The following is a 22,207-nucleotide window of genomic DNA, read 5'->3' on the forward strand; positions in this document are numbered from 1 at the left end:
GACTACCCTCTCCCGAATTTCCACCAGGGCTTTTTCTTATCCATCTCCGTGTCGTAACCGTAGCCGTAGCCATATCCGTAACCATAGCCATAGCCGTAGCCATACCCCTGCCCGGAGGAGTTTTTGTCGGAGACCACGAAGCCCGACACCGGGGCGGAAACCGACAGCAGGGTTTCCTTGGTGCGCTGGGCAGCCTTGATCGGCACTCTCCCCGCTTCCAGCACGACCAGTACCTGGTCGGCCAACTGGGTCAGCACGGTGGCGTCGGTAACGGCCAAAACCGGCGGGGCATCGATGACGACGTGATCGTAGCTGGCCGCGAGTTCCTCCACGAATTTCTTCATCTGTTCCGAGCCGAGCATCTCCGACGGATTAGGGGGTACCGTACCCGCCTTGATCAGTGCGAGATTCTCCACCACCGTATTGTGCATTATTTCGCGGACTGAAATATCCCCTGCCAGTAGTTCGGTAAGACCTTGCCCCCTGGGAAGGCCAAACTTTTCGTGGAGGGTGGAACGGCGAAGGTCACAGTCCACGATGATGACCTTGGCCCCAGTCTGCGCGAGCGTGATGGCCAGGTTGGAGGAGACGGTCGATTTTCCCTCACCCGGGAACGAACTGGTAATGAGCAGCACCTTCTTCTTCCGGTTGATCCCGCTGAAGTGGAGACCGGTACGGAGCGAACGGAAAGCTTCCGAGGCGGGTGATTTGGGCGCCACATGGGTAACCATCGCCTCGTTCCCTTCTTTTTTGGGAATGAACGGGATGATACCCAGCAAAGGGACCGGGGAAAAGACCTTTCTCGCCTGCTCCGGGTCCTTCAGGGTATCGTCGAGGTATTCCCGGAAGAAGCAGACACCGGCGCCACAAAGAACGCCGAGGATCAGGCCGAGCACAAGGCTTTGTCCCTTTTTCGGGAAAACAGCCTTGTCGGCGGCGATGGCGGGATCCACGATACTGATATTGTTGATGGTCGAAGCCTTGGCAATCCTGGCCTCTTCGTGCTTTTGAAGCAGGAAGGTGTAGATGTCGGCATCGACCTTGGCCACCCGGGTCAGGCGGGCGAGTTCCCTTTCGGCCTCGGGGAGCTTCTTGAGCTGAGATTCATGCTTCTGGATATCCTGCTTGATATCCCGTTCCTGCTTCTGAGTGTTCTTGAGGGTGGTCTCGTAGGTGGCGAGGATCTTGTTCTCGAGCTCGTTGATCTCGGCCTGGACGCTCTTTACCCCGGGATGGATTTCGGTGCTCTCGGAAAGTCTCCCTTTCTTCAGGACCTGAAGATCCGCCAGTTTGGAAGCCATGGCCCCCATCACCGGATCCTCACGCATGATGGAAGGGGAGTAGTCGACTCCCCGTTTGCGGGAATCCTTCAGCGAGGCCAGGGCAAACTCCGCCTGTTTACGCTGCAAGACCGTGGCGGCCTGCAGTTTTTCAGCTTCAGAGAGGTTGTCAATCAGGTTCTCCGCTTCGGTGTCGAGCTTTATGACACCGGAGCTCCTCTTGTAGGCCTCCAGGTTCTGTTCCGCCTGCTCCAGTTCGGCTTTGATCCCCTTGAGTTGCTCTTCCACAAAGCCGACCGTGAGGGTCGCCTCCTGGGCACGAAGCACTACCCCTTGGTCGAGGTAGACCTGGACGAGGGTATTGACGACGTCTCTGGCACGCGTCGCCTTCTTGTGCCGGAACGACACCGACATAACGTTGGTCTTTTTGCCGACCTCCTCAACCTTGATCTTTTTCTGCAAGGCTTCGACGGTGGCGTTGAAAGGGAGCATGGTCAGCCGGAAGGAGTCGCCGAGCTTTCCCTGCAGGGTACCGATCAACAGGGTCAGGGCCTTGGTACGGAACAGGGCACCGGCCTTTCCAGTGCCGAGCATCTGGCCGTCATCGTCCTTCACGCTGTACTGGCCATCGCCCAGCAGTGCCACGGTAAAGGACGGCTTATCGAGGGGAGAGACTGCGGTGGAGAACTCAAGGACGTTCGCCTTGATGTCGTCATCGGACTCTTTGTCCACCCTCCAGTTAAGATGTAACTTCTCGACAACCTTCTCCGAATTGCTCCGGGACTTCAGAATCTCGATTTCCGAGTCTATCGGGGTGGCGGCGTTTAAAAGCAGATCCCCCATCTGCCCCACTTTCCCCTTATCATCCTTAACGAAGAGGGTGGCGGTCGACTGATACAGGGGCGGGAAAAGGAAGACAAAAAGGACAACGCCGAGAACGACTGAGCAGAAGGCGGTCAAGAAGGTATAGCGACGCCTCAGGATGACATTGATGTAATCCTGAAGGTGTAGTTCATCGTTTCGCGGGATTGGCGCGGGCTGATTCATAACTTATCCTGGTTGTTAGTGAAAGTATTACTTGCTCAGATACTTGATCGAGACAAAGGGCTGCAGCGCGTTGCTTACCAGCTGCAGCGAGGGAAGCATGTCGGCGATCGCATCGTTCCAGTTGCCGAAACCGCTCTTCGGCACGTAGATGACGTCGCCATCGACGACCGGAGGCGACATTGCCTCACCCTTGAGGATCTTCTTGAAGTCGACCACGATAAGCTGGCCACGGGTGGTGGACAACGAACGGATTATCCGTACGTGCTCGAGGTCGTAGCCGGTGTCGCGCAGATCCGCGCTCCCGATCGCCTGGGCGAGATTCATCCCGGTGCTCGGCATCGCCACCACACCCGGCTTCTTGACCGCTCCGAAGACGAAGACGACCTGGTTGCGGTTGTCCGGGAGGTAGATGGTATCCCCACCCTTCAACCAGACGTTCTGCTTCAGATCGCCCCCCTGGAGAAGATCCCACAGGTCCACCGGGACTATCTTCCCGTCCCTTGAAAGGCGGGCGCCGCGAAGGTTCGCGGTGGGGTCGAAACCGCTTCCCAGCGAGATCCCCTGGACCAGGTTCAGCGGCCGGTCCATGTAATAGGTCCCCGGCATCTTGAACTGCCCCATCAGGTACAGCGGAAGGCTCTTGTATTCCGCCACTTCCACCACCACCCAGGGATTTTGCAGGTATTTCTTCAGCACCGTCGAGAGCTTCGCCTCGATCTCGGTCAGGGTGAGTCCGGCGACCTGGACCGCTCCGGCCATCGGAACATGGAGAAAGCCCTTACCGTCCACCCTGCTCCCCTGCACCTTGCCGTTAGCCCCCGGAGAGGCCACGGTGAACTCGGGCCGGCCGTTGATATCGACCAGCAGGACGTCGCCGGGGCCTACCTGGTAATCTTTTTGGGGAGCGGATTCGGGGGGGAGAGTCGGTACTGAGACTTCTTCCTTGGCAACGATTGCAGTGCCTATCTCTTTGACGGTACCAGGGGGAATGTCTCGGTAGGGGGCACAACCAGGTAAGCCGAACAGGGTGAGGAACAGTACTGCCAGGGGTACTGTACGCAAAGTGCTATATGTTTTCATTTCCACCTATCCCGTGAAATGTGTAGGTTTCTCTGATTAACATTTCAGGGGCATGAAGTCAAATGTTTAAAGGGTTTTGGATGAAATTTTTCGTATTTGATACAAGGATTTAGGCGCGCTAAGACAGAGATACTGGCATTACTGAGGGATATCAATGGGGGATATACAAAGGCGGACCGGATCTTTTCAGGACAATTTCTATCCTTTATTGGGGTTTTACGGGGTGGCGCTGCCGGGCAGCCAGTTCAGGCACCGAGGGGGTTCAAATCTTGGCCGGTGAGGAGGCGGACGGCAGCGGCCTCGCCGACGACGGAAACGATGGCGTCGATCCCATGGGAGATGATGTGGCCCAGGCGCTCGCTTTTATGGGCGTCGCTCCCCAGGCAGGAGTAGACGCCGTGCTGCAGGAAGAGCAGGGCCCGCCGCTTGATCTCGGGGCCGTAGTAGCCGGCGAAGCTGCCGAGGTTCCCCTGGAACCGGCAGCCGGCGTCCTTCAAGTTGAGGATCAGCGAGCTCTCCATGTCGGGCCTCTTCTGCCGCCTCAGGAAAAGCGACATCAGCCCCGCATCCTGGTATCCCGGCTCGAAGACGTTGCATCTCTCGGGATGCGCCAGGAGCGGGACGATCTCCCGGTTCAGCATCCAGGAGATGACGGGGGCGAGGATCTCCTTTCCGGAGGCGAAGGGAACCTCTACCAAAAGGTGCGGAAGCGTCCCGGTGGTGATGGCGTCGCCTGCCTGATCGAGCAGGAACTCGTCCATGTAGTGCTCGGTGCCGGGCACGAGCTTCAGGTCGATCCCCGCCTCGTGAACGTGTCGCTGAAGCTGGCGGGTTGCCAGCCTCACCTTCTCCGGTTCGTTGTCGAAACACCCCTTGATCCAGTGGGGTGTGCAGTGAACGGTGCCGAAGCCGCAGTCCACGAGGATCTTTGCCATCTCCAGGGATTGCTCGAGACTGCTGGAGCCGTCATCGATGCCGGGGAGGAGATGGCAGTGGTAGTCGGTGTAACGCGTGGTCATAGTGCGACAGAGTACTAGCACGATACAGCAGCCAAGTCAAAAGTTACGGTGGCCTCCACTTTCACAAAGGGACCAACATGGCGAAGCTGGAGGCCGCCGGACTGGCACGGGTAGGCAAAGGCTTCCCGGCCGATTTTTGGGCAGCATCAGGGCCTGTCGACCATGAAGGAGTTGTACGTACCGCACTGGCTGTAGAGCGGGAGGAGAGGTGAGATTTCTGTCTCGCGATACAGGATGCCTATGAGAGTTAACAACTGGAAAGGAGCCGCTCAGTCAAAAGCCACCGGTTGCATAAGAGAAAGTCCCGGTTAAAATATTTGAATTCGCGAGGTGGCCATTGTCAAAGTTGTTTCTGAGACAGAGCCTGCTAGGGGAACTTCTGGAAACCCTGAGACTGTTCGGCGAACTTGTGGGGCCAATCAGGTCCCAGCAAGGTGTCACCGTTTTCGGCCCCGTCAACACCGCAACCGACCTCTGCCTCGACTACCATCGCACGCTTATCCCCCCCAAGAAGTGTCTCCTCCCCTTCCGGGAAAAAGTCGTCTCCTTCTCCGGCGACGGCTACCACAAAGGCGGCGACGAGCCGGTGAGGACCGTCCTCTTCGCCATCCACCCCTGCGACCTGGAGGGGATCGCCTACCTGGACCGGGTCTTCCTCGCCGACCCCGCCGATCCCGGTTACGCCCGCAGGCGCTCGGGGCTCACCCTGGTCGGCATCTCCTGCGAGCCGGACGACTTCTGTTTCTGTGCGGAAACGCAGGAGGCCGCCCCCTGCGACCTCTTCCTCACCAGGGTGGAAGGGGGCTTCGAGATCACCGTCTCCACGCCGCGCGGTGAGGAGATCGCCGCGGCGGCCAGGGGGTGCCTGACGGTGTACCAAACGAGTCAGGAAACAGCGCCCTCCAAAGGCAATCCCCCCCAGTTCCCCTTTATCAAAGGGAGAACGGGAGTGGAGATTGCCATAGGGGGAAGCGTCGATCCGGAGCTTAGATTTTCAACCAATCCGCTCTGGGAGAAGTTCGCCGAGCGCTGCGTCGGCTGCGGGGCCTGCTCGGTCTGCTGCCCGACCTGTTACTGCTTCGACGTCAGGGAGTACCCGGAACTCTCCGGCGGCCACACCCGCATGAGGGAGTGGGACAACTGCCTCTTCAAGGGCCACGGCGAGGTGGCGGGTGGAAACTTCCGCCTGGAGCGGCTGGAGCGCCTCCGCTACCGCTTCCTCCACAAGTTCTGCGGCTTCTCCCCGTTGGAGGGGGAGAGCTCGTGCGTGGGATGCGGGCGCTGCCGGGAGGTCTGTCCGGTGGATATCGACCTCCGGGAGCTGCTGCCCGGGCACTCTTTCTCCCCCCCTCCCCCCCCGGTCGAAGAATCCCCTCGCCCCCCGGGAGAGGGTGGCCGAAGGCCGGGTGAGGGAGGTTTTAATGGAAAGGCTTCGGAGGAGGGACCATGACCGGCCCCTCCTCCCCGCACATTCCGGTGGCCGCGACGCTGACCGCCAAGCGTGACCTCACCTCCGACACGGCGCTCTTCACGCTGTCCGCCGGGCGGGAGGCGGCCGATTTCCTCTCCTCCTTCGTCCCCGGCCAGTTCGTCCAGCTCTCCGTCCCGGGCGGCGGGGAGATCCCGATCTCACCTGCCGAGCCCCCGTCCGCGGGGATGCTCCGGCTCTGCGTGCGGCGCGTGGGGCACGTGACCGACCTGTTGCACCGGCTCCCGACCGGCAGCCGACTCGGCATCCGCGGCCCCTTCGGGCGGGGATTCCCGGTCGCCGAGATGGCCGGCCACCCGGTCCTGCTTTTGGCCGGAGGGCTGGGGATTGCCCCCCTTCGCTCGCTGATCAGCCACCTCGTGGCCCATCGGGAGGATTTCGGCGAGATTACCCTCATGTACGGAGCCCGGGAGCCCTCGGTGATGCTCTTCCGGGACGAACTGGTGGAGTTGGCCGGCCGCGGCCTCATCCGCCTGTACCTGACGGTCGACTTCGCGCCCGAAGACCTGGTGGGGGGATACAGCTGCGCCCGCGGCCTTCTCCCCGACCTCCTCGCCGGGTTCCGCTTCGACGCCGCCAACAGCTACGCGGCGGTCTGCGGCCCCCCTCCCCTCTACCGCTGCCTGACCAACGACCTGGAACAGGCCGGGGTCCATCCCGACCGCGTCCTTTTGAGCCTGGAACGGCGGATGCGCTGCGGGATCGGGCGCTGCTGCCACTGCGCCATCGGCCAGAAGCTCTGCTGCACCGACGGCCCGGTCTTCCGGCTGAGCGAACTGAAAGGTATCCCGGAGGCGTTATGACCCGGCCGCGACTCGCCATAGCGGGACTCACCGCCTGTTCCGGCTGCCAGCTGATGCTCCTCAACTGCGAGGGGGAGCTTCCCGAGATCGTCGAGCGTTTCGAGATCGTGCATTTTCCCATGGGGGAAAGCGGGAGCGACCCCCGCGACCGCTATGACGTCGCCATCGTGGAGGGGGCGGTCTCCACCCCCAAGGACCACCAGACCCTCTTCCGGCTGAGAAACGCGAGCCGTACCCTGATCGCCCTGGGAACCTGCGCGCTCTTTGGCGGGGTGGCCGCCATGAACAACGGGTACTGGGACCGGGGAGAGGCGCTCCGCCAGGTCTACGGCGAGGGGGCCGGTGAGATCGACAGTTTCCGTCCCGCCTCCTTAGGCTCCTTCGTCACGGTCGATTTCGCCGTCACCGGATGCCCTCCAGAGAAAGGGGAGATCCTGGCGCTTTTGTCCGCGCTTTTGGCCGGCACCCTCCCTCCCCTCCCCTCGTACCCGGTCTGCCTGGAGTGCCGAAGCCGGGAGAATCTCTGTCTGCTCCTGGAAAGGGACGACCTCTGCCTCGGGCCGATAACCCGGGGAGGGTGCAACGCCCGCTGCCCCGCCACCGGGATCGCCTGCGAGGGGTGCCGCGGCCCGGTCGACGATGCCAACGTGGCCCAGGAGTTGGAGCTGTTACTGGAGCGCCGCTTCTCGAAAGAGGAGATCACCCGGAGGATGAGCCGTTTCAAAGCGGAGTGGGACTATGGCCAGCGTCGTTGAAATCAATCCCCTCACCAGGGTCGAGGGGCACGGGCGGATCGAGGTGGTGGTGGAAGGGGGGCGGGTGGACCGGGTCAACCTCTCCCTGGTGGACTCTCCCCGTCTCTTCGAACAGCTCCTGGTGGGGAAGAGCTTCCAGGAGGTGCCGGAGATCGTCTGCCGGATCTGCTCCATCTGCTCCACCATTCACAAGCTGACCGCCATCATGGCCATCGAGCGTGCCTTCGGGATCGAGGTCTCCGAGATCACCCGTCTCACCCGCGAGCTGATCGCGCAGGGGGGTAGCCTCCAGGACCACGCCCTGCACCTCTACTGCCTGGTGCTCCCCGACCTGATGGGGAAACGCGGGGTCACCGAACTCGTGGCCGCGGCCCCCGATGTGCTCAAGAAGGGGCTCGCCATCAAGGAGGCGGGGAACCTCATCCAGGAGGTGGTGGGCGGCAGGATGATCCACCCGGTCAACGTGGTGGTGGGAGGGCTCGGGCAAAGGATCTCCAGGCCAGACCTGCTCCGCCTCAAGCAGCGGCTCACCGCGGTGCTCCCCGCCTGCCGGGAGAGCGTCAACCTCTTCAGGATCCCCTTCCCCTTCCCTCCGCTTCCGGCCCCCGAATACCTGGCGCTGGCGCCCGATCGTACCGGCTTTACCGGCGGCAGTTTCCGCCTCAAGGGGGGGACGGAATTCGCGGTGGAAAGCTACCGAGAGCACGTGGTGGAGACGGTGGGGCCGCGCACCCACGCGAAGCTCGCGCTGGCCGACGGCAAGGAGCCGACGGTGGGAGCCCTCTCCCGGTTGAACCTCGGCTTTCCGCTGGAGCCCGAGGCGGCGGCGCTCTTCGAGTCGGTCCGAGGCGAGCTGACCGGCGGGGACATCCGGGGGAACAATCTCGCCCAGGCGGTGGAGCTTTGCCACGCGGCGGAGCGGGCGCTGGCCCTGGTGGAGCGCCTTTTGGAGCTCGAGGGACGGGGGGAGGAAAGGGTCGAGGTGCGCCCGGCGGAGGGATGGGGGACGGCGGCCTGCGAGGCGCCGCGGGGAGTGCTGATCCACAGTTACCGCTTCGACGGAGAGGGGATCTGCCGGGAGGCGGACGTGGTCACCCCGACCTCCTTGAACCAGCGCGCCCTTTCGCGCGACCTCCTGGTGCTGGCCCGCGGGATCGAGGCGAGCGACGAAGAGGCCATGAGAACCGCCCTCGAACAGCTTACCCGCTGCTACGACCCCTGTATTTCCTGCGCTGTACACATGATAAGGATATAGCGATTAGAATATACTTCTAAATTTTTTCCATAACAGCTTGACACTCAAAGGGCCGATGTTAAGCTTGCCCATGAAGTCAGCGCACACGATGCGCGCTCTGTATGTACGGACCGAGTACTGTTTGAGCCCCCTGACCACCTTGACAAAGAAATAAGCCCAATCCCGGTCGCGGTGTGCAAGCCCTCAACTTTGAGAGGGAAGCCTGAAGCGAATCTATTGGGCAACGCTGCCCCGAGCGGTCAGCAACTCAAACGACCGGACTGTAGATACAGAGTCATGTCGGCCATGAGAGCCGGCGCACAACAAAAGCTCCATGAACATAGCTTCATGGAGCTTTCTTATTGATAAAACCTGAAACCTTGAAACGCGGATGCCGCGGATTGAGAAAGAAGGGTAAAAGCTGACGTCAACACCGGGAACGCGGATGACGCGGATTGAGCGGATCGACGCGGATTAAACAAAATCTTTGGGGTAAGGCTTTACCCCTTAAAGGATTGATCCGCGTAAATCCGTTAAATCCGCGTCATCCGCGTTCTATTGTCTTTGCCTTGCCGGCTAATCCGTTTCATCGGCGTCATCCGCGTGCCAAGCTTTACGATTTTAGTCCTTCCTCGACGTTCGGACACCTCAACTCCACTCCCAGCTTTTCCAGCATCTTCCGGTTGTCCACCACGCGCGACTCGGAGAAGTAGGAGATCATCAGCGGGGTCATTACCTTCTTCGCCTCTTCCATGGTCACCCGCCGCGGCCTCGGCAGCCCCAGCTTATCGGCGGCGGCGTCGAAGTAGCTGGTCATGCTTGTCGGATGGCCGTCGGAAACGTTGAAGATCTCGCCATTCTCCCCCCGCTCCAGGGCGGCCAGGCAGATCCGCGCCAGGTCGTCGGCATGGATCCGGTTGGTCGGCATGCACTCCTCTTCCCACAACACCGGCTGCCCGGTCGTCAGCTGTGTCACCGGGAGACGGTCGGCGGCATAGATGGCGGTCACCCTGAGGATCACCACCGGAACGCCACGCTCGCGGCCGAAGGAGAGGAAGAGTTCCTCGCCATGCAGCCGCCTCTTCCCGCGCGCCGTCCCCGGCTGAGCCGGAGTCTCCTCGGTTACCACCGCTCCTTGGGCATCACCGTAGACCGCGCTGGTACTGATGTACACGATCTTCGCGGGTTCCTTGCCGGGAGCGATGGAGGTGATGAAGTTCCGGACCCTGGTCTCCTCGTGCCCGCCCCCGGGAGGAGGGGCCAGGTAGATGACCGAGGCCCCCTGGGTGGGGAGATCCCCCAAGGTGGCGGGTAGGTCCAGGTTGCCCGTGAAGTGGCGGGCACCGGGAAGACACGCCTCCCCCCGGTTGAAGGTCGCCACGCTGTCGCCCCGCTCGAGGGCCAACTGTCCAATCCGGCGCCCGATAGCGCCGCAGCCGATCAGTAGAAGTTCTTGCATCGCTAGCTCCTTTTGCTGAATCTGGCCCTCTTTCTACCAGAAACGTCCTGCCTCCGCCAAGGAAAACCTGCCACCATGAGAACGCGGACGACGCGGATTTATACGGATAGAGGAGAGGAGTAGGTTGCGTTGAAGAGCTTCACCGTGAAACGCAACGATTGGCGCCACCGCCGGGGGGCATCGCGTTTCGTACCTCAACGCGACCTACAGGGATTTATCCGCGTGAATCCGTGATATCCGCGTCATCCGCGTTTCATGATGCTGTGCCACTATGCCAAGTAATGAGGATATGTTAGAGTTTACCCACCGGTTGATCTATCATGAAGTCCCTGCCACCGGCTCACTCATGTTTAAGAGGTACCTATGCGCTTTTCCCCCCTTTTGACCGATCTCTACGAACTGACCATGCTGGCGGGATACTTCGAGGAGGGGATGCAGGACCGCCCCGCGGTCTTCGATCTCTTCTTCCGCCATAACCCGTTCAAGGGGGGGTACGCCGTCTTCGCCGGACTCGAGACCGCCCTCGACTACCTGGAGGGGCTCTCCTTCGCCGCGGAGGAGCTCGATTACCTGCATGGTCTGGGCATCTTCAAGGCCGAATTCCTCACCTTCCTGGAAGGGTTCCGCTTCAAGGGGAGCATCACCGCGCCTGCCGAGGGATCGGTGGTCTTCGCAGGCGAGCCGCTTTTGACCGTGGAAGGGACCCTGGCCGAGGCGCAGTTCGTCGAGACCGCCCTTCTCAACATCATCAATTTCCAGACGCTGGTCGCCACCAAGGCGGCCCGCATCGCCGGGGCGGCGCGCGGGGCGCGGGTACTGGAGTTCGGACTCAGGCGCGCCCAGGGGCCGGACGGCGGGCTCTCGGTGGCACGCGCGGCCTACATCGGCGGGGTGCGGAGCACGAGCAACGTTTTGGCCGGCAAGCTCTTCGGCATGCCGGTGATGGGGACTCACGCCCACAGCTGGGTCATGGCCTTCCCCGACGAACTCACCGCCTTCCGCAGCTACGCGAGGCATTTCCCGGACAGCACGGTGCTTTTGATCGACACCTACGACACCCTCAAAAGCGGGCTCCCCAACGCCATCACGGTGGCGGCCGAGTTGAAGGCGGCCGGACACTCCCTGGTCGGGGTGCGGATCGATTCCGGCGACCTCGCCTACCTCTCCCGCCAGGTCCGCCAGGCCATGGACGCCGCCGGCTTCCCCGAGGTCAAGATCGTGGCCTCCAACGAGTTGGACGAGTACGTGATCGACTCCATCCGGGACGAGGACGGCAGGGTCGACATCTACGGAGTCGGGACCCGGCTCGCCACCTGCGCGGGCGAGGGTGGAGGTGCCTTGGGCGGGGTGTACAAGCTCGTGCGGGTGGACGGCCACCCGAAGCTGAAAGTCACCAGCGATGTCGCCAAGGCAACCCTGCCGGACCGCAAGAAAGTCATCCGGGTCACCACACCCGGCGGCCATTTCGTCCAGGACGTGGTCACCTTGCAAGACGAAGAGATCAGGGCCGGGGACCTGGTCTTCGACCCGGCCAACCCGCTTCAGCACGTCAGGATCCCCGCCGATGCAGCCTTCCGGGAGGTGCGGGGCCAGGTGATGTCGCACGGAGCCCGTACCCTCCCCTCCCCTACCCTGAGCCAGTCGGCCGACCGCTGCGCCGAGGAGTTGCGCCGCCTCCCGGAAGGGTGCCAGCGCCTGGTCAATCCCCACATCTACAAGGTATCGCTGAGTACCGGGCTGAACGAGCTCCGCTTGGAGATGATGGCCGAGGTCCAGAGCAGGTTCATATGACGGCGGATCAGGCAAAAGCGATTTAACTAAAAACCGTGGAACGCGGATGACGCGGATCGGGCGGATTTACGCGGATAAGGCAAAAGATTTCAGGGTTAAGACTTTAAACTTTCAAGATATTATTGGTTTCGGTTTATCCGCGTAGATCCGCTGAATCCGTGTCATCCGCGTTCTAAAGGTTTTGTGGTTTTGCCTTTACTCTAAAAGGGTCTATCCGTGTAGATCCGTTTCATCGGATTTGATCCGTGTTCTAAAGGTTTTCGGTTTATCCGCGTCATCCGCGTGCTAGTGGTTTTGTTTAGGGGGCATCAGTAAAGGAGACACCACAATGCGCCGTAGGGGAGCCCTGGTAGTGGTGGACGTGCAGATCGACTTCTGCCCGGGAGGAAGCCTGCCGGTTCCCGAGGGGGACCTGGTGGTCCCGGTCCTGAACCGTTACCTCAAGATCTTTTCCGACAAGGGGTGCCCAATCTTCGCCACCCGCGACTGGCACCCATCCGACAGCAGACATTTTCAACAACAGGGTGGAAGCTGGCCGGCGCACTGCATCCAGCAAAGCCCGGGCGCCCTCTTCCACCCAGGCCTCCTGCTCCCGGAGGGAACCATCGTCATCTCCAAGGGGATGTCCAGCTGGGACGACGGCTATTCCGCCATGGAAGGGATGACCGACAACGGGACCCCTTTCCCCATGCTCCTTCACCGGATGGCTCTGGACCGCCTCTTCGTGGGAGGGCTCGCCACCGACTACTGCGTTAAGGAGACCGTGCTCGGCGCCCTTAAGGGCGGTTTCCTGGTCACCCTGCTCACCGACGCCGTCAGGGGGGTCAACCTCGCCCCGACCCACTCGGAGGAGGCGATCGCCGAGATGACCGCGGCGGGGGCGGAAGTGGCCACCCTCGCCACCATGAGGAAATCGATCTGCTGAAACGCCCTTTTTCGCCGCGGATTTACGGCTGGACCATACAAGAGTATGCCCGTCTCAAAAAACGGTAACCAGGGGGGATTTCTTTTTGACACCATGGGCGAAACGCGCTAGATTACGCTGTCACATTAAAAAGCACTAGGCGGAGCGCTCATGATCAAGACCAATAATCTCAAAATCAAAAGCATCACTCCCATCATCGCACCGACCGACCTCAGGCAGGTCTTTCCGGTCTCCGAGCAGTCGAGCACCTATGTCACCGAGAACCGCAACGCCATCATCCGCATCCTGCGTGGCGAAGACCGGCGGCTCATGGTGGTGGTCGGCCCCTGCTCGATCCACGACCCCAAAGGTGCCCTGGAGTACGCCGAGAAGCTGGCGGCGCTCTCCCGCGAGGTTTCCGACGAGCTGCTCCTGATCATGAGGGTCTATTTCGAGAAGCCGCGCACCACCATCGGCTGGAAGGGTCTCATCAACGACCCGGACATGAACGGCACCCACCTGATCTCCAAGGGGCTCGGGATCGCCCGCGGGCTTTTGTGCAAGATCACCGAGATGGGGCTTCCGGTAGCCACCGAGATGCTCGATCCCATCACCCCCGAATACCTGGCCGACCTCCTCTGCTGGGGTGCCATCGGCGCCAGGACCACCGAATCGCAGACCCACCGCGAGATGGCCAGCGGCCTCTCCTTCCCGATCGGGTTCAAAAACGGCACCGACGGCAACCTCCAGATCGCCATCGACGCCATGAAGGCTGCCCTCCATTCCCACAGCTTCCTCGGCATCAACCGCGACGGCCTGACCTCCATCGTGCAGACCAACGGCAACCCCGACGTGCACATGGTGCTGCGCGGCGGCAAGAAGCCGAACTACTCCCCGGAGGACATCGCCAAGACCGAGGAGATGCTCAACAAGGCCGGTCTCAACCCGACCATCATGGTCGACTGCAGCCACGGGAATTCCGAGAAGAAGTACGAGAATCAGCCGAAGGTCCTTTCGAGCGTGATCGACCAGATCGAGGCGGGTAACCGCAGCATCTCGAGCGTGATGATCGAGAGCTACCTGAAAGACGGCAATCAGCCGCTGGTCGCCGACACCTCCAAGCTCGCCTACGGCGTCTCCATCACCGACAGCTGCATCAGCTGGGAGACCACCGAAAAGACGCTGCGCGAGGCGCATGCGCGGCTGAAGAAGTGCGGCGGTAGGAAGCGAGGGTAAAACGATAAAGTCGGATGAAGCTTAAACCGTCGAACACGGATCAAATCTGATTGAAACGGATTTTCACGGATCAAGCCTTTAGGCCTGATGCCTTTACAATAAATGAGTCTTTGATTGATCCGCGTGTATCCGCTCAATCCGTGTCATCCGTGTTCTATGCTTTTGACTCTTTTGCCTGATCCGCCTTTATCCGTTCCATCCGTGTCATCCGCGTTCCATTGTTTTTGAAGTCTATAAAGAAGGCCCCGAGGGTTTCCCCCCGGGGCCTTCTTTCGTGCCAGCTATCGTTACCGCGGCTTATGCCTTGGCGGTCACCAGGTAGAGCGGCTTGATGAAGGTTGCCTCGGTGGCCTCTTTCACCTTCTCCACCACGTTCTCGGGGACGGCGGAGTCGAGCGAGAGGATGACCATGGCCTCCCCTTTCTTCTCGCGGCGGCCGAGGTTCATGGAGGCGATGTTGATGTCGCTCTCGCCCAGGATGGTGCCGATCTTGCCGATGATCCCCGGACGGTCCCCGTAGGACAGAAGCAGCATGTGCTCCTCGGGGCGGAAGTCCATCTGGAAGTCGCGCAGCTTGACGATCCTCGGTACTCCCTCGAAGAGGGCGCCGGAGATCAGGCGCTTTTCACCCGGGCCTTCGAGGCTCACGGTGATCATGTTGGAGAAGGCCTCGGACTGGCTCGATTTCTCCTCGCTGACCACGATCCCCATCTGCTGGGCGACCAGCTGGGCATTGACCATGTTGACGTCCTGCTCGACGCGGCGGTTCAGAAGGGAGGCCAGACCGCAGACGGTGATCGGGGTGCAGTCGTACTGGGCCAGGTTGCCGGTGTAGGAGAAGGTCACCTTGTTCACGTTGGTGTCCACCAGCTGGATGATGAAATCGGCCAGCACGTTCACCAGGTTCAGGTACGGACGCATCTGCCCCATGAGGGAGGCATCGAAGCGCGGGATGTTGATGGCGTTCTCGAGCGGCTGCTCGTCGAGGTAGTGGATGATCTCCTGGGAGACGTCGACGGCGACGTTGACCTGGGCCTCGAAGGTGTTGGCGCCCAGGTGCGGGGTGACGACCATCTTCGGGTGACCGATCAGCGCCTTGAGCACCTCGGAGTCGGGGGGCTCGTGGCTCCAGACGTCGAAGGCGGCGCCGGTAACCCGGCCCGAGTTGAGGGCGTCCAGGGTGGCCTGCTCGTTATAGATACCGCCGCGGGCGCAGTTGATGATGATCACGCCGTCCTTCATGGCGGCGAATTCCTTGGCGCCGATCATGTCACGGGTCTCGTCGGTGAGCGGGGTATGGACGGTGATGATGTCGCAGGTACGGATCACCTCGTCGAGAGAAACGAGCTTCACACCGAGGTCCTGGGCCCTCTTCTCGGCGATGTACGGGTCGCAGGCGATGACGTCGCACTCGAAGGCTTTGAGGCGGGTGGCGACGCGGCCGCCGACCTTGCCGAGGCCGATGACGCCGGCCTTTTTACCTTTCAGCTCATAGCCGGTGAAGGGGGCGCGCTTCCAGGCGCCGCTTTTGAGGGAGCCGTTGGCCTGGGTCACGTTGCGGCAGAAGGAAAGCAGCAGCGCCATGGTGTGCTCGGCGGCGCTGTTGGTGTTGCCGAAGGGAGCATTGACGACGATGACCCCCTTGGCGCTGGCGTAATCGACGTCGACGTTGTCGACCCCGACCCCGGCGCGGGCCACGATCTTCAGGTTTTTGCCGGCGTCAAGGAGAGCCTTGTCGACGGTGGTGCCGCTCCTGGTGATGATACCATCGTAGTTACCAATGATGGAGTGAAGCTCTTCCTTCTTCAGTCCCAGCTTGATGTCCAGTTGCACACGCGGGTCGTTGAGCAAAAGGGCCAAACCTTCTTGAGCCACCTCATCGGTTACGATAATCTTCATTTCCACTCCTTTGTTTTTTTTTACGTTTTACGTCGATATGCCAAATACCCCATCCTCACCCCTACCCTCCCCTTGAAGGGGAGGGAGAGTTGGCGATAGATGGAAGAACCTGATTAAAGCCGGGCCAAGAGAAGCAGCGCCCACCCCTCACGAAATAGTATCCTCTCCTTCAGGAGATAGGATCATCCCCTTCAGGGACAGGGTGAGGATGGTGGTGCAAGGCGCCGAATAGGGGTTACTATACCAAACCTTTGGCCCGCCGGATGAACGACCTTACCTTTTCCGGATCCTTCACACCTGGTGAGAGTTCCACGCCGCTGGAGACATCGACTCCGTAGGGGGCGACCTGCGCAACCGCGGAGGCGACGTTCTCGGGTTCGAGTCCACCGGCCAGGACGATCGGGCCGTGGGACTTGGCGGCCACCGCGCACTCCCAGTCGAACCGGTCCCCGGTGCCGCCGTAGGCGTTGGGGGAATAGGCATCGAGCACGAATCCCGCCACCCGGTAGTCGGGCATCGTGGCGAGGCTTTCCATTCCCCGCACCCGGAAGGCCTTCATGACCCTCCGGCGTACCTGCCGGCAGTACTCCGGACTCTCGTCGCCATGGAGCTGGACGATGTCGAGGCGGCAGCGGTCGGCGGTTTCGTTGACGAATTCAAGGGGAGCGTTGACGAAAAGCCCCACCACCTGGATGAACGGCGGAAGCGAGGAGATGATGGAGGCGGCTTTTTCCGTGTCGAGAAAACGCGGGGATTTCTCGAAGAAGATGAACCCCAGTGCGTCGGCCCCGGCTTGGGCGGCCATCAGGGCATCCTCAACAGAAGTTATGCCACAGATCTTCACCTTTGTCATCGCTGTATACCCTTAAAATTACTTAGATACCTTCCCACCCCAAAACCTGAAACCAAAGCATGGAACACGGATGACACGGATGGGACGGATAAAGGCGGATCAGTCAGAAGATTTCAAAGTTTACAACCTAATCCTAAAAACTTGGAACGCGGATGACGCGGATTTGGCGGATTAACGCGGATAAAACTAAATCTTTTAGGTTAAGGCTTTACCCCTCAAGCTTTATCCGTGTAAATCCGTTTCATCAGATTTGATCCGTGTTCACCCGTTTCAGATTCTTGCTGCAAGGTTTATCCGCGTAGATCCGCTCAATCCGCGTCATCCGCGTTCGATGGTTTTTGCAGTCTAAAACGACACCTTCGGCAGCCGTTGGAGGGCTTCGCGGATCTTCTCTTCCGGGTACTCGAAGTCTTCCAAGGCGCCGGAGAGATAGGCGTCGTAGGCGGCCATGTCGAGCTGGCCGTGGCCGGAAAGCCCGAACAGGATGGTCTTCTCTTTCCCCTCTTCTTTGGCCAGCACGGCCTCGTCGATGGCGGCACGCACGGCGTGGGACGACTCGGGGGCCGGGACGATCCCCTCGCTCCTGGCAAAGAGCAACGCCCCTTCGAAGCAGGTGTTCTGCTTGTACGCCTTCGCCTCGATCTCCCCTGCCTGGTAGAGCTGGGAGACGAGGGCGGAGTCGCCGTGGTAGCGGAGGCCGCCGGCATGGATTCCCGGCGGCACGAAGTCGTGGCCGAGGGTGTACATCTTCACGATCGGGGCCATCTTCACCGTGTCGCCGTAGTCGAAGGCGTAGATCCCCTTGGTCAGCGTCGGGCAGGAAGCGGGCTCGACCGCCAGGGCGCGGACCTTCTTGCCGTTGGCGCGATCGGAGATGAACGGGAAAGCGAGACCGGCGAAGTTGGATCCGCCGCCGCAGCAGGCGATGACGACGTCCGGGTAATCCCCCACGGTGGCGAGCTGGTCCTTGGCCTCGAGGCCGATGACGGTCTGGTGGAGGCAGACATGGTTCAAGACGCTTCCCAGCGCGTAGTTGGTGTCGGCGTGGGTGGCGGCGTCCTCCACCGCCTCGGAGATGGCGATGCCGAGGCTCCCCGGATTGTCGGGGTCGTGGGCGAGGATGGAGCGCCCGGCGTTGGTGAACTCGGAGGGAGACGGGAACACCTGGGCGCCCCACAGCTGCATCATGCTCTTTCGGTACGGCTTCTGGCTGCAGGAGACCTTCACCATGTAGATGGTGCATTCAAGCCCGAACATCGAGCAGGCCAGGGCCAGCGAGCTTCCCCACTGCCCGGCGCCGGTCTCGGTCGCCAGCCTGCGGATACCGGCCTGCTTGTTGTAGTAGGCCTGCGGAATCGCTGAGTTAGGCTTGTGCGAGCCGGCCGGCGAGACCCCTTCGTACTTGTAGTAGATCTTGGCCGGGGTGCCGAGCGCCTGCTCGAGGCGGCGTGCGCGGTACAAGGGCGACGGCCTCCAGAGCTTGTAGATTTCCCGGACCTCGTCGGGGATGTCGATCCAGCGCTGGTTGGACATCTCCTGCTCGATGAGGGACATCGGGAAGATGGCCAGCATGTCGTCGGGAGTGACGGGCTGGAGTGTCTGCGGATTGATGACCGGATGCAGCGGCCCGGGCATGTCGGGGATGATGTTGTACCACTGCTTCGGAATTTTGGTCTCTTCCAGGACGATCTTCGTGTTCATAACCCGCTCCTTTTTACATTGCATGAAAGTTTAGCCAAGCAGTTCGCGCAGTTTTTCCCCGATATCTTCCTCGCGCATGAGCGACTCCCCGATCAGGAAGGCGTCGATGCGATTGTCGCTGAGGCGGACGATCTCCTCACGCGTGTTGATCCCGCTCTCGGCGACGATAAGGTAGCCGTCCGGGATCTGGGCCGCCAGCCGTTCCGATGTGGCGATGTCCACCTCGAAGGTCCGGAGGTTACGGTTGTTGATGCCGATCAGGCGGCAGTCGGTCTTGAGGGCGATCTCCAGTTCGGCCTCGTCGTGGACCTCCAGCAAGACGTCCAGGGAGAGCTCCCGGGCGAGCGCGTGGAAGTCGCGCAGTTGGGGGAGATCGAGCATGGCGGCGATCAGGAGAATCGCATCGGCGCCGGCAGCCCTCGCCTGGTAGATCTGGTACGGGTCGAAGATGAAATCCTTGCGCAAAAGCGGAAGGCTCACCTGTTCGCGGATCAGGGCGAGGTAGCCCAGGTGGCCGAGGAAGAAGTGCTCGTCGGTCAGCACCGACAGGCAGGTTGCGCCGTTGTTCTGGTAAGTCATCGCGATGTCGAGGGGATCGAAGTCCTCGCGGATGACACCTTTGGACGGGGAGCCCTTCTTGACCTCGGCGATGATGGCGGTCCAGCCGGACTCGCGGGAGTTGCGGAGCGCCATCTCGAAGCCGCGGGGGTTGTCTTCGAGATCGCCGATGCGGGCGATGATTTCGGAGAGCGGAGAGGCGGCCTTCTCGGCGGCGAGCTCACCCTGTTTGTAATCGACTATCTTCTTGAGCACGTCAGGAATCACAAAAATCCTCGTTCTAGGTTCTATGTTCTAGGTTCTACGTTACAACCTAAGCAAAGTCCAATCGCTTGTGTCTAAGGTTCGGGCTCCAACCTGGAACGTAGAACATAGAACCTAGAACTGTTATTAAGCTTCCTCGTTGGTCATTGCTGCCAGCTTTTCCAACTGCTTCGCCGCCCGGCCGCTGTCGATGGCGTCTTCCGCCATCCGGATCCCTTCCATGACGTCGCACGCCTTGCCGGTCGCTACCAGCGCGTACCCTGCATTCAAAAGGACGATGTCCCGTTTCGGGCCCTTTACACCGGCCAGGATGTCCTTGACGATGCCAGCGTTTCCCTTGGCATCGCCGCCACGAAGATCGGCGGCGGCGCAACGCTTAAGCCCATACTGCTCGGGGGAGATCACCTTGACCTCGACCCCCTCCCGGCTCACCTCGGCGACGCGGGTCTCGCCGTTGAGGGTGATCTCGTCCATACCGTCCATACCATGCACGACGAAGCCATGCTTGCAGCCGAGATTCTTCAGTACGTGGGCGAGCTTGTCGACGAGCTCAGGGCGGTAGACTCCGAGCACCTGGCAATCGGCGCCGGCCGGATTGGTTAGGGGACCCAAGACGTTGAAAATGGTGCGGATGCCGATTTCGCGGCGGGGGCCGATGGCGTGCTTCATGGCTCCGTGCAGCGCAGGCGCGAAGAGGAATCCGATACCGATCTCGGCGATGCACTTCTCCACCGTTTCCGGGGTGACGTCCAGATTCACCCCCAGCGACTCGAGCACGTCGGCCGACCCGCAGGAAGAGGAGACCGCCCGGTTTCCGTGTTTGGCGACCTTGACGCCGCAGGAAGAGACCACGAAGGCCACGGTGGTGGAGATGTTGAAACTGTTGGTGCCGCTGCCGCCGGTCCCGCAGGTATCGAGAATGTTGATGGTTTCCTGGTCGAGGTTGATCTCGTCGCGGTCCAGGTCGAGGACCCGTTTCCCCACCCGGATGGGCATGACGCGGTCGCGCATGACGCGTGCGGCGCCGGTGATCTCGTCGACCGTCTCCCCCTTCATGCGCAGGGCGGTGATGAAGGAGGCGATCTGGGCCGGGGTGGCGCCCCCGGACATGACCTGGTCCATCACCTCGATCATTTCCGGCTCGCTCAAGTCCTGCCGCTCCACCACCCGGGCTATCGCTTTACGAATCATTTACCGCTCCTAAATCCAGGAATAACGTCAAAACCATGGAACACGGATCACGGATTGAACGGATTCTCGGGGATCAAACAAAAGCTTTTAGTGTTAAAGCCTTACCCCAAAAAGCATTATCCGTGTAAATCCGTTACATCAGATTTGATCCGTGTTCTATCGCTTCTGTTTTGGTTTTACCCTCAAATGCTTTATCCGCGGAAATCCGCTCAATCCGCGTCATCCGCGTGCTAGGCCTCTACCCTTTCGCCTGCCTCGACATCTTCAGGAAGTTCTTCAGGAGATCCATCCCCCCCTCGGTCAGGATGGACTCCGGGTGGAACTGCACCCCCCAGATAGGGAGGGTCTTGTGCTGCATCCCCATGATCTCCCCTTCGGCCACCCAGGCGGTGACCTCGAGCTCCTTGGGGAGGCTCTCCCGCTCGACGATCAGCGAGTGGTACCTGGTGGCGTTGAAGGGGTTGGGAAGCCCCTCGAAGAGCCCCTTGCCGTCATGATGAATGGGAGAGGTCTTCCCGTGCATGAGGGTCGCGCTCTTCACCACCTTGCCGCCGAAGGCGTACCCGATCGACTGGTGCCCGAGGCAGACACCCAGGATGGGGATCTTCCCGGCAAAATGCCTGATCACCTCGACGGAGATCCCCGCCTCTTCCGGGGAGCAGGGTCCGGGTGAGACCACGATCCGGTCCGGGGAGAGCGCCTCGATCTCGGCGATGGTGATCTTGTCGTTGCGGTAGACCCGCACGTCCTCACCGAGTTCGCCCAGGTATTGGACGATGTTGTAGGTGAAGGAATCGTAGTTATCTATCATCAGAAGCATTGAGACACCTCATGCAAATAAAAACATTGAACACGGATGACACGGATGGAACGGATAAAGGCGGATCAGGCAGAAGACTTTAAAGTTAAAACCTAATCCTAAAAACTTGGAACGCGGATGACGCGGATTTGGCGGATTAACGCGGATAAAACTAAAATCTTTCCTGATTAGCGCCAATCTTCCGCTAGGCGTAACCACCGCTCTGGTCGGCTGCCAGTCCGGGCAGCGGCAGCAGCGAGGCGGGGAAGCATAGCAGCAAGATCGAAACGACGGTTAAAGCGGTACTGATACTCACCCAGATAACGATGGGGATACTTGTCGAAATCGAAAGAGTGGTAAGTCCCCGTGATGGCATTCTTGAGGTTGCCGAGGATCGTATTGACCCAGGTAAAGCATTCCAGCTTGGTGCTTTTCTTTCCTTTGCCGACGATGACTTGTTCATGATGGCAGCCGGATCGCGTCACGGCAGTAAAACCTTGCAAACCGTCAGAAACGACTGTCGTTGATGGCACCAGGTTCTTGTCAGCCCACGCCTTGATGTGATCCTGGCCGAACCCTTTGACAGGCGAAAAGATCGCATACACCGGGTTCTTCGACTTGTTCGTCTGGACCGCAGCAATAAAGGGCACTTTGTTCTCTGATCCACGGCCACGTTTGCCGCCTTCGTGCTCTCCCCCGAGGTAGGCGTCATCGACTTCGACCCGCTCGGATAGCTTCGTGGACTGCTCGCGCTCGACCATCACCTGCATGAGCTTATGCTTCAATCTCCAGGCGGCCCGGTAGGTGACGCCGATCAGCCGCTTGAGCTCGAGACAAGACACGTT

General features: G+C 60.8%; 18 protein-coding genes. 7 read left to right on the forward strand and 11 right to left on the reverse strand.

From position 1 onward, the window contains the following. Positions 1 to 2 precede the first annotated feature (2 nt). From ACYVL5_RS08725 to ACYVL5_RS08735, 3 genes are all read right to left on the reverse strand, one after another. Positions 3 to 2,327 (reverse strand): GumC family protein, encoded by a 2,325-nt coding sequence (locus ACYVL5_RS08725; protein WP_460595172.1) that lies wholly within the window; start codon positions 2,325 to 2,327, stop codon positions 3 to 5. 27 nt (positions 2,328 to 2,354) lie between these two features. Further along, positions 2,355 to 3,389, reverse strand: a complete 1,035-nt coding sequence (locus ACYVL5_RS08730; protein ID WP_460595173.1) for a polysaccharide biosynthesis/export family protein — start codon at positions 3,387 to 3,389, stop codon at positions 2,355 to 2,357. 263 nt (positions 3,390 to 3,652) lie between these two features. Beyond that, complete coding sequence (locus tag ACYVL5_RS08735; protein WP_460595174.1) at positions 3,653 to 4,426, reverse strand: tyrosine-protein phosphatase; 774 nt, start codon at positions 4,424 to 4,426, stop codon at positions 3,653 to 3,655. Positions 4,427 to 4,763: 337 nt separating this feature from the next. On the opposite strand from ACYVL5_RS08735, the gene ACYVL5_RS08740 reads away from it, so the two are divergent. Genes ACYVL5_RS08740 through ACYVL5_RS08755 form a run of 4 tightly spaced genes read left to right on the forward strand, consistent with a single transcriptional unit; the run spans position 4,764 to position 8,728 of the window. Further along, positions 4,764 to 5,876, forward strand: a complete 1,113-nt coding sequence (locus ACYVL5_RS08740; RefSeq protein ID WP_460595175.1) for a 4Fe-4S dicluster domain-containing protein — start codon at positions 4,764 to 4,766, stop codon at positions 5,874 to 5,876. Then, the gene (locus ACYVL5_RS08745) at positions 5,873 to 6,718 is read left to right on the forward strand and encodes an FAD/NAD(P)-binding protein (protein WP_460595176.1); all 846 of its coding nucleotides are present in this window, start codon (positions 5,873 to 5,875) and stop codon (positions 6,716 to 6,718) included. Before ACYVL5_RS08740 ends, ACYVL5_RS08745 begins: the two co-directional genes overlap by 4 nt. Further along, positions 6,715 to 7,473 carry an NADH-quinone oxidoreductase subunit B family protein gene (locus ACYVL5_RS08750; RefSeq protein ID WP_460595177.1) on the forward strand — a complete coding sequence of 253 codons (759 nt, stop codon included), beginning with the start codon at positions 6,715 to 6,717 and terminating at the stop codon, positions 7,471 to 7,473. The genes ACYVL5_RS08745 and ACYVL5_RS08750 overlap by 4 nt, the downstream gene beginning before the upstream one ends. Beyond that, the gene (locus tag ACYVL5_RS08755) at positions 7,457 to 8,728 is read left to right on the forward strand and encodes a Ni/Fe hydrogenase subunit alpha (protein WP_460595178.1); all 1,272 of its coding nucleotides are present in this window, start codon (positions 7,457 to 7,459) and stop codon (positions 8,726 to 8,728) included. Before ACYVL5_RS08750 ends, ACYVL5_RS08755 begins: the two co-directional genes overlap by 17 nt. Positions 8,729 to 9,320: 592 nt before the next feature. Here ACYVL5_RS08755 and ACYVL5_RS08760 read toward each other — a convergent pair. Continuing rightward, complete coding sequence (locus ACYVL5_RS08760; RefSeq protein WP_460595179.1) at positions 9,321 to 10,166, reverse strand: Rossmann-fold NAD(P)-binding domain-containing protein; 846 nt, start codon at positions 10,164 to 10,166, stop codon at positions 9,321 to 9,323. A gap of 363 nt (positions 10,167 to 10,529) precedes the next feature. Here ACYVL5_RS08760 and ACYVL5_RS08765 point away from each other — a divergent pair, with 363 nt between their 5' ends. From ACYVL5_RS08765 to ACYVL5_RS08775, 3 genes are all read left to right on the forward strand, one after another. Then, positions 10,530 to 11,957, forward strand: coding sequence for a nicotinate phosphoribosyltransferase (locus tag ACYVL5_RS08765; protein ID WP_460595180.1), 1,428 nt, complete (start codon positions 10,530 to 10,532; stop codon positions 11,955 to 11,957). 328 nt (positions 11,958 to 12,285) lie between these two features. Further along, the gene (locus ACYVL5_RS08770; RefSeq protein ID WP_460595181.1) at positions 12,286 to 12,882 is read left to right on the forward strand and encodes a cysteine hydrolase family protein; all 597 of its coding nucleotides are present in this window, start codon (positions 12,286 to 12,288) and stop codon (positions 12,880 to 12,882) included. A gap of 150 nt (positions 12,883 to 13,032) precedes the next feature. Beyond that, positions 13,033 to 14,097, forward strand: coding sequence for a 3-deoxy-7-phosphoheptulonate synthase (locus ACYVL5_RS08775; protein WP_460595182.1), 1,065 nt, complete (start codon positions 13,033 to 13,035; stop codon positions 14,095 to 14,097). Between the two features lie 297 nt (positions 14,098 to 14,394). Here the strand turns inward: ACYVL5_RS08775 and serA are convergent, their stop codons facing one another. The 7 genes from serA to ACYVL5_RS08810 form a co-directional block, all read right to left on the reverse strand. Then, complete coding sequence (gene serA, locus ACYVL5_RS08780) at positions 14,395 to 15,996, reverse strand: Rossmann-fold NAD(P)-binding domain-containing protein (protein WP_460595183.1); 1,602 nt, start codon at positions 15,994 to 15,996, stop codon at positions 14,395 to 14,397. A gap of 238 nt (positions 15,997 to 16,234) precedes the next feature. Continuing rightward, entirely contained in the window at positions 16,235 to 16,849 is a 615-nt protein-coding gene (locus tag ACYVL5_RS08785) for a phosphoribosylanthranilate isomerase (RefSeq protein ID WP_460595184.1), read from the reverse strand. A gap of 345 nt (positions 16,850 to 17,194) precedes the next feature. After that, a complete protein-coding gene (locus ACYVL5_RS08790; protein WP_460595185.1) occupies positions 17,195 to 18,550 on the reverse strand; it encodes a tryptophan synthase subunit beta in 1,356 nt (451 codons plus the stop codon). A gap of 30 nt (positions 18,551 to 18,580) precedes the next feature. After that, complete coding sequence (gene trpC / locus ACYVL5_RS08795; protein ID WP_460595193.1) at positions 18,581 to 19,381, reverse strand: indole-3-glycerol phosphate synthase TrpC; 801 nt, start codon at positions 19,379 to 19,381, stop codon at positions 18,581 to 18,583. Positions 19,382 to 19,498: 117 nt separating this feature from the next. Beyond that, positions 19,499 to 20,563 (reverse strand): anthranilate phosphoribosyltransferase, encoded by a 1,065-nt coding sequence (gene trpD, locus ACYVL5_RS08800; RefSeq protein WP_460595186.1) that lies wholly within the window; start codon positions 20,561 to 20,563, stop codon positions 19,499 to 19,501. Positions 20,564 to 20,801: 238 nt separating this feature from the next. Then, complete coding sequence (locus tag ACYVL5_RS08805) at positions 20,802 to 21,383, reverse strand: anthranilate synthase component II (RefSeq protein ID WP_460595187.1); 582 nt, start codon at positions 21,381 to 21,383, stop codon at positions 20,802 to 20,804. Positions 21,384 to 21,550: 167 nt separating this feature from the next. Beyond that, positions 21,551 to 22,207 (reverse strand): IS1595 family transposase (locus tag ACYVL5_RS08810; RefSeq protein WP_460595188.1); only part of this gene is annotated, 657 nt, incomplete at its 5' end.

It is taken from the genome of Geomonas sp. Red276 (assembly GCF_054784495.1).

Bases quoted from the DNA above. Each gene is read 5' to 3' on its own strand.
- ACYVL5_RS08725 (WP_460595172.1), bottom strand. From the start codon at position 2,327: ATGAATCAGCCCGCGCCAATCCCGCGAAACGATGAACTACACCTTCAG.
- ACYVL5_RS08735 (WP_460595174.1), bottom strand. From the start codon at position 4,426: ATGACCACGCGTTACACCGACTACCACTGCCATCTCCTCCCCGGCATC.
- ACYVL5_RS08745 (WP_460595176.1), top strand. From the start codon at position 5,873: ATGACCGGCCCCTCCTCCCCGCACATTCCGGTGGCCGCGACGCTGACC.
- ACYVL5_RS08750 (WP_460595177.1), top strand. From the start codon at position 6,715: ATGACCCGGCCGCGACTCGCCATAGCGGGACTCACCGCCTGTTCCGGC.
- ACYVL5_RS08755 (WP_460595178.1), top strand. From the start codon at position 7,457: ATGGCCAGCGTCGTTGAAATCAATCCCCTCACCAGGGTCGAGGGGCAC.
- ACYVL5_RS08760 (WP_460595179.1), bottom strand. From the start codon at position 10,166: ATGCAAGAACTTCTACTGATCGGCTGCGGCGCTATCGGGCGCCGGATT.
- ACYVL5_RS08765 (WP_460595180.1), top strand. From the start codon at position 10,530: ATGCGCTTTTCCCCCCTTTTGACCGATCTCTACGAACTGACCATGCTG.
- ACYVL5_RS08770 (WP_460595181.1), top strand. From the start codon at position 12,286: ATGCGCCGTAGGGGAGCCCTGGTAGTGGTGGACGTGCAGATCGACTTC.
- ACYVL5_RS08775 (WP_460595182.1), top strand. From the start codon at position 13,033: ATGATCAAGACCAATAATCTCAAAATCAAAAGCATCACTCCCATCATC.
- serA (WP_460595183.1), bottom strand. From the start codon at position 15,996: ATGAAGATTATCGTAACCGATGAGGTGGCTCAAGAAGGTTTGGCCCTT.
- ACYVL5_RS08785 (WP_460595184.1), bottom strand. From the start codon at position 16,849: ATGACAAAGGTGAAGATCTGTGGCATAACTTCTGTTGAGGATGCCCTG.
- ACYVL5_RS08790 (WP_460595185.1), bottom strand. From the start codon at position 18,550: ATGAACACGAAGATCGTCCTGGAAGAGACCAAAATTCCGAAGCAGTGG.
- trpD (WP_460595186.1), bottom strand. From the start codon at position 20,563: ATGATTCGTAAAGCGATAGCCCGGGTGGTGGAGCGGCAGGACTTGAGC.
- ACYVL5_RS08805 (WP_460595187.1), bottom strand. From the start codon at position 21,383: ATGCTTCTGATGATAGATAACTACGATTCCTTCACCTACAACATCGTC.